Origin of the sequence: Rhizobium sp. CB3060, assembly GCF_025200735.1 — a bacterium.
Lineage (GTDB): Bacteria > Pseudomonadota > Alphaproteobacteria > Rhizobiales > Rhizobiaceae > Rhizobium.
Genome location: NZ_CP104158.1, coordinates 1834618 through 1847608 on the forward strand (window position 1 = coordinate 1834618; position 12991 = coordinate 1847608).

Genomic DNA, 12991 nt, shown 5'->3' on the forward strand with positions numbered 1-12991 from the left:
CGTCATGCAAGGTGGCTCAGCCATGGATTCGATACAAATCGAAAGGAGCACGCTGTGAAACAGTGATTGATCTTGACGGCGAAATCCTCATGTGAGCTTGGAGTTACTACTTCTGTCCTTACCCGCGAACGGTTGAGTAAAGCCAGCCTATGGAACGGTCCGCCACAAAGGTTCATTTTCAACATACACATTCACGATGGCGTCCCCTCCGTAATGTATTCTCTGAGCCTCGAGAAACGGACCAAGGGTCATGAACGTACCCTCCTCACCATTCTCACTATAACGTTCGGCTTTAAGTTCTTTCACGTCCTGCCGCCAAACCGCATCGCATTCCAAGCAAAACTGAATAATTTGGCCAGTCTTCATCACTTTGACTGGTACAACCCAACCTTGGTCACATCGCGGGCACCATTTCTTATGTAACAAGTCTCTTCTCCGTTATGGAACCGGGTACGCGGTTATGATCTCGTTGCTGCCTGGTGACTTTACCACAATCTTAATGCTCGTCTCACCTGCTGTACCCACAACTTTCTGTCCCATGGGAACCACGAAACTTTGCGGGTCATTTGCTAATGGCGATCCGCGTTGCGTCCAGGCTTGATCAACGAGCGTTAGAGCGTCTTCGCCCTGGACGTTGAATACCGAATGAACCTGCTTGGTAGGATCAGCTTGAGTGTGAGCCAGAACATGATCAATTCTATTAACGAACTTCGGGTCGGTTCCGTAAACAAGCCCCGCCGGTGATACATGAACAATGTCGCCATCGGACGTTATATATGTGGCGAACCCTCGAGGTGTACTAACTTGAGATCCCACACCGCTGACCCGTCGCCAATCGCTCGGGATGGTGCTTGCGCTCGCCGTACCATCGGCCGACGTAGCACTTCCTGTATCGATGTCCTTGGCAGTGATATTGACTTTTTCGCCGCTCGATTTCAGCGCGTCGACTTTAGCGACCATCGCCGCCAAGAAAACGTCAAGCTTGGGGGCATAGATGCCATTACCGAGATATTGAGCCATCAATTGAGCAATGTCGCCGGCGGACTTTTGGCCAGACGTGTACTGCTCAATCATAATTTCTTTGGCGGCCATAAAGGCATAGAGGTTGTAGAACTCGGTGCCCGAGCCAGTGTCTATTTTCGCTCCATCCCAAAAGACACTGTCGAAAATGTCAGCGGCGTTGGAGGTGGGGTCGAGAGAAAGCAAAGCATCATCTCTAATGCCCGCGGTGTTGTCCGAATTGACCGCCTTCATAACAGCCGCGAGATCGCGGCGGTTAATTGCGTCCAGAAGGTCTTTGTTATTCTGATTGCTCAGAGCCCTGTATTGCTCGCCAACACTTTCTTCGCACGCCGCTTTGCCATTGCAATCCTTCAAATCGGACGCAAACTTCTTAAGTTCCGGATGCGTTAGGTAGTTGTGTTGATATTCAGCAACTGCATAAGCGACGGCATCAACGCCACCGACGGCGCCGCTGACAGCCGCCGTAAGAGCTGAGCCAAGCAGTGCGGCGACTTGTGCACCTTTTTCGGTGCCGTCGAGGCTGGTTCCTTTCAACATGCCTTTGACGAGCTGTTCGATGGCAGGTGCAATCATAGCAGAAGTTGCGCCGCCGAGCGCACCCTTGAGCGCTCCCTCCCAACCATTGACACCGCCGAGCAGGCCCCCGCCTATCGCGTGGAGCAAGGCACGTCCGGCCCCTCCCGGAGCCCAGAATTTCGCATCGTTAAGATCACGATCGGCAAGTGCTTTTTCTGCAAGCCTGTCCGCGATGTCGCCAACCAGCGTAGCCATGGTCTTCTGCGCTTCCTGCAGATCGGCCTGGGTCTTATACTGGTCGCGCAGAGTATTCTGCAGGTCTGGCAAATTGGGCAACGACGTATTGGTATTTTCCGTATCGCGCCGGATCGTGGCGATATCCTGCGTTTGGTGTGCCGGATCGGTGATCGTGATGCCAATATTGCCACCGATGGCCGAAAGCGCCTTGCCGGTCTCGCTCTCACTCGCTTTGACTGGAGCAAAGGTTAGACCACTGGTTCCGATGGAACCGCCATAGGTGTCGGCTTTCCAGGTCGAATGCGTATCGATATTGGCGACCGCCAGGGTACCAGTGGAGAAACTATTGAGCTCCGCGCCAGCCTCACTGGTGATCAGGCCACCGACAAGGCTGGTCTGGCCGCTGATATTGATATCGAGGCCACCAGTCCCCGCATGGATGCCAGACTGTTCGGTGACGAGCGCCGCATCGCCCTTGGCGTTCTGGGTGACGCCGGAAACACTGGTGGAGCCGAAGCCGGTCTGGACTGAGAGGCTCAGCTGGTCAGCCTTGGCCTTGGCCGTATCCACCTGACTTTCGATCGTCAGTGAGCGGGCGTCAACCGAGACCGAGTTTCCGGTGACAGTGGCACCGCGCAACGCCAGATCGTTGGTGACTATGGTGATACTGCCGGTGCCGTTGACATGGGTGTTGGTATGGGTGAGGCTTTCCGTATCAGAGCTTCCCTTGCCATAGCTGGCATTGGCGACCAGCCCTAGATCTGCGGTGCCCTTGCCCCCGCCCCCAAAGGTCGCGCCGACACCGACACCAACGCTCCAGGAGGAGTTGGCGCTGGTCGAGTCCGAGGTGCCGGTGGCGGCGTTCAGGTTGATATTGCCGCTCTCAGCTGACAGAAAGATGCGGCCGGTCAACGGATCGGGTGAGAGAACAGGCAGGCCGAACTTGTCATAGCCGGCTAGGATTTGCGCACCATCGCTGGTGATGGAACCATTCTCCGCCTCCATGGAAATGGAGCGGCCAGCGCGGATATCGGTGACCACCGGGGTCGAGGACGAGGAGGACCAGCTATCTTCCTGGTGGCTGGCGCCGACCGTCAGAGAGACGTTGACACCGATATCGCCGGACTTCTGGTATTGCTGGTAGACGTTATTCAGGTCCTTGTAGGCCTGATAGAATCCGAGACCGGCAATCGCCGTATTGGTGACGGCATTGACCCCGCCGCTGTCCGACAGGCGTTCGGCCGAGTTCATGATGCTCTCGGCCGCCTTGCCGACCTGGCTCGACACGGTGAGCGTCACGCCAGCAAAGCTCTTCTCATGGGCCTCCTGATAATTGGTGACATCATTGGCCGAGAGAAGATTGATATCGTTCTTGGCAAAGAGATTGACATCACGCTCGGCGGACGCGCTAGTCGCCTGCAGGTTGACGTCATGACCCGCCGAGATGTTGAGATCACGTCCAGCCGAAAGCGTCGATATGGCATTGGTGTCGGACTGCTGCGCCTTGCTGTCCTTTGTGGACTGTGCGCCAATGCCGATCGAGAAGCCGCCACCGCCTGTGGACAAGGCCAGACCAAAGCCCGACTTCTTCCGCGTCTCTGATTCCGACGAGCTTTCCGCACCCGGCGTAACATTGACGTCACGCGCCGCCGACAGGTTGATGTCCTGATCGGCGCTGATCGACGAGCCCATGATATTCACGTCGGTTGCTTTTGCCGTCAGGTTGACATCCTGACCGGCCGAAAGCGTCGACCCGACATTGTCTGTGGAGGATTGCTGGCCCTGCTTTTCGTTCTTACCGTAGAGCGAGATGAAGCCGCCGCCGGAGCCGACGAAGAGGCCTGAATCCTTGCGCTGGGTGTCAAATTGGTGGTTCTCCTGCGCGCCGATGATCGAGACGCTTTCGCCGGAGACATTTACCGAACCATCGGCATTGACCTTCGAGCCGACGATGGCCGCTGCCTTGCCGGCATCGAGATTGACATCGCGAGACGCGGAAAGCCGCGAACCGACCGTCGTTTCATTGTAGGCGTCATAACTTGAGCTGCCGCTACGCAGGAAACCCTTGCGCTTTGATTTGTCGTGTTCGGTCTCGGTGTCCTTGCCAGCGGTGACGATCAGATTGCCGCCGGTCTGGATATTGAGATCGGATGTGTGCGTCGCGTCACCCGCCGCCACCTTGGAGGCCGAGATGGTGGTGTCGCCCCCCGAAATGATGGTGACATCGCCCTTGCCAGAAACAGACGATCCAACGGCGGTGGTGGTTTCGAGATGGCCGGAGGCGTTTTCCTTGGTCGAGCCGAAGAATCCACTCTTCTTGCTGGAACTCTTGACGTCGAGCGTGGCACTGTCGGTCGCCTCGGCAATGGTGAGGTTTTTATCGGCCTGCAGGCCGAGCTTCCCGTCGGCCGCCATGGTCGAGCCGATGACGTTGATGTCGTTGTTGGACTTGGCAACCAGATCGCCGCCGGCCGTGATGGTGGAGCCATTATGGGTGAGCGACGAGGAGGAATTCTTGCCGAAGGTCGAGCTGGACTGGTTCTGCGACGTTGTGACGTTGATGTCGCCGTTCGCAGCCAGGCCGACGTCGCCCTTGGCGGACAGATCCGAACCGGAGATCAGGACGCCAGTATTGGCAGTGATCTGCAGATGGCCGCCCGCCGTTAGCTGGGAAGCCTGCTGGTCGGTGCCGGCCGTCTTGGTGTAGCCGTCATTCGTGCGGCGCGCGACATCGGTCGAAACGACATTAACCGCACCGTTGGTGGCCGTGAGGTTGAGATTGCCACCGGCCTTGGCGGAAGAGCCGATGACATTGACATCGTTGTTGGCGGTGATGCTGAGATTGCCGCCGGCGGTGACACGCGCACCCGTGGCATTCTGCTGGCCGCCATTGTCAACCGTGACCGCACTGAGGTTGACATTATTGCCCGACAGTTGGGCCGCGCCGCCCGCCTTGACGCTGGCACCCTGGAGATTGAGATCGCTGCCATTGGCGGCGAGCACGACATTGCCGCCGGCCGACACGCCCGAATTCGGGTTGACGACGTTCTGACCGCCGATGGTCATCGTCTGGGCAGCGAGCGTAATGCCGTTCGAGGCGGTGAGGTTCAGGTTGCCGCCGGCATAGAAAGTGCCGGTCGACTTGATCGTACTTGCAGCCACGTTGATACCGCCGGCCGCTGCGACTGCGCCGGAATTGTTCAGGTTTCCGACATTGAGATCGACCGTGTTGCCAGCCAGCATCGCGCCGGCCGATGTCCCCGCCTTGGCGCGGTCGGCGGCCGACAGGTAGACGACTGGTGCCATCACCTGCACGCCGTTGATGGTCTGGGCCTGGTAGATGACCATCGACTGCTTGAGATTGGCCACCTGTTCAGGCGTCGGCGCCTCGCCGAAGGCAAGGCCGTTGGCTTCTGCGTAAGCAGCGCCATTATCGAGCAGGGTCTTCATCTGTTCGATGGCACTGTTGCCGGGAATGAAGGAGCCTTTTCCGAGCCCGTCGCCGACCAGTTGCCGCAGTTGCGTGTCGACCAACTGGTTGTCGAAATAGGCATCGCCGAGGAACGGAATATTCGTCTCGGGGTCGTAGCCGGCACGATTCAGGAAATAGGCCGAGCCGTAGAACTTCGAGACGTCGAGGAAGGCGGCACGGGTCTCGAAGATAAAGGCCTGGCCCGGAATGGTGCCACCGACACCGCCGGACTGCGGTTTGGCGAGTGCCGCCAGTTGCGCGACGTTCGCCGCGGAGATCTGGGTAAGATTGCCGAGCGCAGCGGTCAGACCGCCGCTTGTGGTTAGTGCGCTATTACCGGCCACGCTGCTGAGTGCGCTGTTGACCGTGAACAAGGCACCGCCCGCGGTCATGCCGCTCAGGGCCGACAGCGGATTGCTCGATGTCGACGCAGCACTGACTGCTGCGCCGCCACTGGTTGTTCCGAGAGACGAGTTGTTGACCGTGCCAAAGTTGAGGGTCAATGCGCCGGCCGCCTTGAGGGTACCGGCCGCGCCGCCGATCGCCTGCGTTCCCGAGACGATCGACGTGCCATTGGCGATATCGCGCGACGGATCGGCCGTGCCATCCGCATTAAAGGCCGTGCAGGCACCCTGGGCATTACAGGTCAGCGTCGTGGTGCGGTTAAGGACGACACCCTGGTTGGTAAGCGTCGATCCGCTGAGCGTCGCATTGCCGCCCGCTTCGATCCGGCTATAGGAGTTGGTGAGATTGGTGGCATCGACGGTGAGATTGCCGCCGGCGCGGATCACTGCTTCCGGGCTCAACGCACTGGTGAACTGGTCCTCGTAGATCGACTGCCTGATATTGGCGCTGCCGTCCCAGGTGTAGGTCGTGCTGGTATCGGAGCCGCCGTTGATCACTTCGTCGACAATGAAGTATCGGGATGGATTGTTCGCATCGAGGACAGGATTGCCATTGGCATCCTTCGGCACTCTTGCCAGGATCCAATTATAGATCGGCCCAACTTCCGTTGGCCCGTTGCCGGAGATCCAGGTCCAGGCGTGATAGCTCGTGCCGTCAGCGAGCGTTGCCTGCGACCAGAGTAGCGGCTGGTAATCGGAAAACAGTCCCGGATCGATCCCAGCGTAAAGCTGGAACATATTCTGGTCGGTCGATTCCAGATAGGCGAAGGGCTGGCCAGCGACGGCCGGATTAAGGACGAAGGTACCGACAACGGAACCGGACGAGACGAGTACGCCCGTCGTCCAGGTCGGCGTGGTCAGCCGCTGGTTGGTCAGATTGGATGTCAGGATCGACATGTCGCCGCCAGCCTGGATCAGGCCGGAGATGTTGGTCGTCGCGCCGTTGCGTTGGCTGAGTGTGCTGCCCGCGATCGTCAGGTCATTGCCGGCGAGAATGGCGCCCTGGTTGTTGGTCAGCGTTCCGGCGACCAGCAGGGACGCGTCGTTCCCGGCATAGAGAAGACCAGTCGCCGTATTGGTGAGATCGCCGCTGGTATTGATGGTCAGGTTGTTTGCGGCGGCAATCTGCCCGCTGTTGGAGAGCGTCGTCGCGACAATCGCAGGCGATTGCGCTGACAGGGTCAGCGTCAGGTCATGGGCGGCCAGCAGCGTCGTGGCACTGCTTGTGGTCAGGCCGCCTGCGGCAATCGCGATATCGCCGGAGCCACCGGCATTCGTGACCGTATTCACCTCAGCGCCGGTCAGATCGGCCTGACCGCTGAGATCGAGCGTCAAGCCGCCAAGGACCAGGCTGCTTCCGGCTAGGTTCGCGGACGTCGCCGTGACGGCCAGGGTGCCGCCGACAGCGAGATTGGCGCCGCGCGTCCCGGAGAGATCGATCGTGCCGGTATCGATCGTCAGATTGCCGGTGACATTGCTGTTGTTGGTATAGCTGATGCTGCCCGGCGCGGTCAGCGAGGCGTTGGCAAGGCTCTGCAGCAATGCGTAGCTGATGCCGCCGCTTGCCGTGGCGGTGAGATCGCCACTGGATAGCAGTGCATTGCTGGCGGCGACATCGCCATTCGTCGCGGTGAGCGTCATGGTGCCGGACTGGCTGCTGCCCTGCGCGAGCATCAGCGCCCCGCTCGTCGATGCACTGGTGGCGGTGAAATCGACACCAGACACCAGGCTTGCGACTGAGATCGACTGGCCCTGCAGGGTGACATTGCCCGCCGCCATCGACTGGCCGGCAAGGGCAATCGTACCGCCAGCCGTCATCGTCAGGTTTTGGTGCGCAACTGCATTCGTGGCGACGCTATTGCCGATGCTGCCGCTGGCGGTCAGCGTGATACCTTCGGCCGAGAGCAGGCTGGCGGCATTGATATTGCCGGCCGTCGCGTTGAGCGTCAGCGCGCCGGCCGAGCCAAGCACAACGCTACCGCTCGGATCGGCACTGGTGGCGGCGAAGTCGACGCCGGAGACGAGCGTGTCTGCGGTAATGCTCGCGCCGGTGATATCGACATTGCCGGCGGCTAGGAGCGTACCGGTAATGGTCGCAGCGGCGTTGACCGTGACATCGCCGTGATCCGTAACTTCCGAGGCTGTGAACGAACCACCTGTCACGTCGAGATCGCCAGCAACAAGTAGTGGTCCTGTGCTTGCACTCGTGGCGTTGATGACCAGGTCACCAGCCGAGCCGATGACGATAGCGCCAGTCGAGGATTGCGCCATGGCGGCAAAATCAACACCAGTCACCACCTCGCCGGTCGTGACCGTGCCGCCTGAAAGGTTGATGCTGGTGGCACCAAGGATCTGACCGGTCGCTGTCAGGCTGGAGCTGCCGGTAAGGGCGACAGACGTGTGGCCGGTGACGCTGCCAAGAGTGAGATCTGCGGCGGTGGCGGTGATGGTGCCGGCTGCAATCAGGGCATTGGCCGTGAGACTGCCGGAGGCTTGCAGCGTCAGATCACCGGTATTGCCAAGAACAATGCCGCCGCTACTGGCTTCGGTTGCCGCAAAGTCGAGACCGCCGACAATCTCATTGGCCGTAACCGTGCCGCCCGTGAGCGAGACATTGCCCGCCCCGAGAACCTGGCCGGTCGCGGTCAGGCTCGAACTGCCGGAGAGCGCGATGGCCTGATGGCCGGTCACATCGCCGACGCTGAGGTCGGCTGCCGTGGCGGAAATGGTTCCGGCTGCAAGCAGCGTATTGGCCGCCAGGCTGCCGGAGGCTTGCAGGGTCATGTCACCAGCATTGCCAAGAACGAGGCTGCCACCGTTCGCGGCTGTTTGCGCAAAGTCGACGCCTGAGACAATGGCGTCGGCATCAATCGCTGCACCTGAAATCAAGACGTTGCCCGCGCCAAGGATCTGGCCAGATACATTCGTGGCGGCCTCGATGTTTAGCGCGCCATGAGCGGTAACGCCGCTGGCTGTCAGCGACGTTGCGGTCACCGTCAAATCGGCATTAGACTGGATGCTTCCAGCGGTCATGTTGCCGGTCGCCGCGCTCGTGAGAGCGCCGGCCGACAGCAGATTGCCCGTGGTGACGTTGCCGCCGGTTGCCGTCAGGCTGAGATCGCCGGCGGAGCCGAGCACCACATTGCCACTTGGATCAGCGCTGGTAGCGGCAATATCGATGCCCGAAACGACCAAGCCGGCGGAGATTGACCGGCCCGTGGCGGTGACGTTGCCCTGCGCCAGCACGTTGCCAGCAACGGCAATGTCGAGACCGGCGTTCAGCGCGATATTCTGGTTGCTCAGCAGCGAAGCAGCCGAGATCGAACCGGCCGTCGCCGTAAGATTGAGGTCACCGGCACTGTTGGCGGCACCGGCAATCATCACATCCCCGGATGTCGCCGAAAGGATTGCGCCACCACCCGCCGTCACACTGCCAGCGGCAATACCGCCGTCCGAGGTCATCTGCACGGTGGTGCCGCTGTTTACGTCGCCGGAAACGCTGAGCAGGCCCGTGCCGCTCGACAGCACGATATCGCTGTCGGCCGCCACCGACTGCAGCGTGATGCCCTGGTCGGCCTGGACCGCGACCTTCTGCTGCGACGTAACCTTGGCCGCCGTCACCTTGTTCTTCGAAGTGATGGAGACACCCTGGCTGCCCGAGGCATTGCCGATCGAGATCTTGCCATCGGCCGACAGCGACAACTCACCGGCATTGGCGGCCATGTCGCCACTCATGTTGACGCCGGCGCCCTTCTCGGTGACGACGATTTTGATGCGGTCGGCCTGCATGGCGCCAAGCGCGGTGCCGTCGATGGAGTATTCCGGTGTGCCGGAGGTGGCCGTCAGCGCCGTCGCCTCACCGGTCGCATAGTTGTACTGACTGGCGCCGCCCGTCAGCCGGACGGTCTTGCCATAGATCGGCGCATTGACGTGGATGTTGCGCGCAACGACATCGAACAGGTCGACGGAACCGGGGCTGGCTGCGAAGTTGCCCCCTGCCCCTTCGAAGGTGACATCGCCGCCGTTGACGGTGAAGCCGGTCAGGCTGCCGTCGGCACCGATATTCGGAACCCCAGTGGTCAGTGTGGCATGTGGCGTGTTGATGAAACCGCAGCCCGCGCACGAGATTCCGTTAGGGTTTGCTACTATGACGTCAGCTTTTGTACCGAACACTTCCACCGGACCATTCAGCGCCGAACGATTGCTGCTGGTTACCTCATTCAAAATGACCGAGGCCGGGCCGGAAGTCTTCAGATTGGGGTTACCGGGGGTGACACCGCCGAGATTTGATGTACCGACTTCGCCATTGAAATTGTTCAGGATCAGGCCCGGCGTGCCGACGTTAAAGTCAGAAAATTTGTTATGAGACAGGCCCGTGCCGTTCGGCGTGACAATATCGATGAGGGGCACGCCATTGGGCGCAGCGCCGACGCTCGGCTGATTGGCCGCTGGTGCCGTCGTACTGGCGGAGACGGACTGGGCATTCGCCAGCATTGGCTGGAAGACAAGCAGGCTGCTCAGCATAAGGGCGAGCGATTGCCGGGCGATCTGATCCAAATGCCGCAAAGCGGTGACCGAAGACTTTGATTTTGCCGACATGCCGATGCGATTTCTCATGATCACCATCTCACTGATGTGCTGACAAACAGAAGCCCGGTATCGCGCCGGCTGACCGTGCCGCCGAGGACATCCGAATAGCCCATGTCGAAATTGACGTGACCGCCGGCGAGCTTGGCGCCCGCCGTCCAGCCGAACATGTCGCCGCCCTCGATGTGATAGCGGGCCTGCGAGGCGATGCGCCCGTAGTCGAGACCGACATAGGGCCGGAACTCTCCGAGAATCTTGGCAAGTTCGCCATTGCCGGCGAAAGGCTGCGTACGCCAGACCAGATCGTTGCGGACAAAGAAACCGTTGTTGCCGAACAGCATGGTTTCTCTCGTGCCACGCACGGTGGAATAGCCGCCGACCGAAATCTGCTCCGCCCCGAACAGGTTGTCGGGGGAATATTGGCCGGTCACGAGCGAATCGATCTCGAAGTGCTGACCAGCCACTTCGATGGGCTTCGTCGCGGTAATCGTGCCGGTAAACTTCGAAAAGCGAGGATCGGCATTGCCGGCTCCGGCATCACCGGGGTCGACGGCGTCGAAGAGGTTCAGTCCCTGGCTATAGGAAAGATCGAAGACCCAGAGCCCGCCGAGCATGCGGCGCGAATGCGAGATGCCGAGATCGCCCACCGTATATTTGCGGCTGCCAACCTCGATCTTGCTGCCGAGCAGGAAATTGTTGGTTTCCTTATAGGTCAGACCGCTGTTGAAAGTGGTGATCGAATCCTTGTCGCGGAAGATGACGCGGTCGGCACCGACGCCGAGTTGCTTGCTATCGCCCGATGTCTGCAGCGTGCCGAAATTCCCTGGTACGGAGCTATTGTATTCATACCAGGAGCCGTTGACCGAAAACGTCCAGTAGCCATAGGGCACGCTGGCATTGCCGGAATAGCTGTTGCTCCTTCCCTGGCCATCGTCTCGCCATGGGTAGTCCGGCCCGGTTCGCTCGTAGGCCAAGTTCCATTGATCGTTGATGCCGAAGAGGTCGTCATAGCCGACCGAGGCCGCACTCTTGGAATATCCCGTCTGTGCCTCGCCGAGATTGCTGTTGCCGACCGAGAGGTGCCAGGGATGATCCGGCTTGTTCTCGATATTGAGGATCGACGTTCCATCCGTCTTGCCCGGCAGCATGGCCGTCTTGGCATTGTTGGAGGTCAGACGATTGATCTGGTCGAGACCCTGCTCGATGTCGCGCAGATTGACGATATGGTCCTTCAGTCTAGGGAAGGCCGTGGCAATCACGCCGGAACCCGGCGCCGGCTTGCCGTTGATGTAGATGTCGGCAAGCGTGCCTTCGACAGCGACCAGGCGCAGCAGCCTCGTTCCGGCAATATCCTGCGCCGGCACGTAGACGCGCGAACTCACGAACCCCTTGTCGAGATAGAGATGCGTCAGGTCGCGCAGCAGCCCGTTGATCTCACTGACGCCGACGCAGCGATTTGTATAGGGCGCAGTGACCTTGTCGATGGCGCTCGCCGGGAATTGCTTGACGCCTTCGACCTCGACATGAGTGATTTGGAAACAGGGACCGGCCTTCTTGCCACCGGCCGCTGCGGGCTGCTGGGCTTCGGCTGGAGTTGGTTTTGGCGTCATCTCGCCAAGGGCCTTCAGCCGCCGCTGCTCGGCTTCCTGCGCCTGTCGGCGGGCAAAGTCGTCATTGGGTGTCTGGGCCTTAACGGGCGAGACAGCAAAACTTGCCGCCAGCAAGGCGCTGGCGGTCAAAGCGAGACTGTACCGAGCGGAAGCGGGTCGCCGGGTTGCCTTCATAAGTGCGTCTACCCGGTCAGTTGGAAGCGGCCTTCTGCAACGCATCGAGCGCCGCCGGCAATCCCTTCAGCGAGAACTTGATGTTGACCTTCTGGCCATTCATCATCTGTACGTGGCCGGTGCCATCGGAAACCTTGGTCAGCGCCGCAACCATCTTGCCGTCCAGTTTCTGCTGCGACCAGCAGCCGGCCTGATTGCAGTTGCGGTAGGCGAGCTGCACGACGGGCTTATCACCAGCATCAATGCCAAGGCCCGCAGGGATGTACATGTTGAGCGGCACGAGCGCCGTCAGCACGAGATCGCCCGCCGGCAGCTTCGTGCTCTGCTGCTTCGGCGCATCGGGAGCATCTGCCTTGGCGATGGCGAGCGTCAGGATATTGACGTCCTGATCGCCCTGCTTGACCGTGGCGATCTGCGCAACTTCGCAATGCGTGGCCGCCGAGCCATCGGCAGCCTTGCCATCGACGCAGCGGTAGTACCAGTCGTCGAACTTCTGCACCCGCGCCTGCGGAGCCGGCTGCTGCGAGTTGTTTGCAGCTTCGGCGGGCTTCTGCTGGGCATCCGTAGGGGCGGCCGTCGGCTGCTCCTGAGCAAGACCGGACGACGCGCAAAACACCGAGACGAAAAGCGCCGATGCGAGGATTTTGACGGAAAATGTCTGAGCCAAAGCCGAAATCGTCATGCAAACCTTCCTGAAAGCAATAATTCCAAACAGGCAAGGAAGACCCTGCCCTTCGATCGGTCATCAAATTTTTGAAACAGCACTCAATACTCTGTGCGGCTGATCATCAGCTTGGCCGGTGAATAGCAGAATTCTAAATCTATGCATCAGGAAGTAGTTGGCGCAGCGCAGCAATTCGCGCTCGTTTTCGGCGAGGCGTGCTGATCATGCAACAGTATGAGTTGCTATTCGCGAGCGCCGTGTAGATTTGCGGCGGAATATCTACAACCAGTTCGCGATTTTCGAT

Annotated in this window: 3 protein-coding genes; all 3 read right to left on the reverse strand. The window is 60.0% G+C overall.

What is annotated here, in order from left to right:
• Nucleotides 1–438: 438 nt before the first annotated feature.
• From N2601_RS08945 to N2601_RS08955, 3 genes are read right to left on the reverse strand one after another with little or no spacing between them, the layout of a single operon-like run.
• Nucleotides 439–10269, reverse strand: a complete 9831-nt coding sequence (locus N2601_RS08945; RefSeq protein ID WP_260303935.1) for a beta strand repeat-containing protein — start codon at nt 10267–10269, stop codon at nt 439–441.
• 2 nt (nt 10270–10271) lie between these two features.
• The gene (locus tag N2601_RS08950; protein ID WP_260303936.1) at nt 10272–12023 is read right to left on the reverse strand and encodes a ShlB/FhaC/HecB family hemolysin secretion/activation protein; all 1752 of its coding nucleotides are present in this window, start codon (nt 12021–12023) and stop codon (nt 10272–10274) included.
• Nucleotides 12024–12039: 16 nt separating this feature from the next.
• On the reverse strand, nt 12040–12705 hold the full coding sequence (locus N2601_RS08955; RefSeq protein ID WP_260303937.1) for an invasion associated locus B family protein: 666 nt from the start codon (nt 12703–12705) through the stop codon (nt 12040–12042).
• Nucleotides 12706–12991: the final 286 nt, after the last annotated feature.

Bases quoted from the DNA above. Each gene is read 5' to 3' on its own strand.
- N2601_RS08945 (WP_260303935.1), bottom strand. From the start codon at position 10,269: ATGAGAAATCGCATCGGCATGTCGGCAAAATCAAAGTCTTCGGTCACC.
- N2601_RS08950 (WP_260303936.1), bottom strand. From the start codon at position 12,023: ATGAAGGCAACCCGGCGACCCGCTTCCGCTCGGTACAGTCTCGCTTTG.
- N2601_RS08955 (WP_260303937.1), bottom strand. From the start codon at position 12,705: ATGACGATTTCGGCTTTGGCTCAGACATTTTCCGTCAAAATCCTCGCA.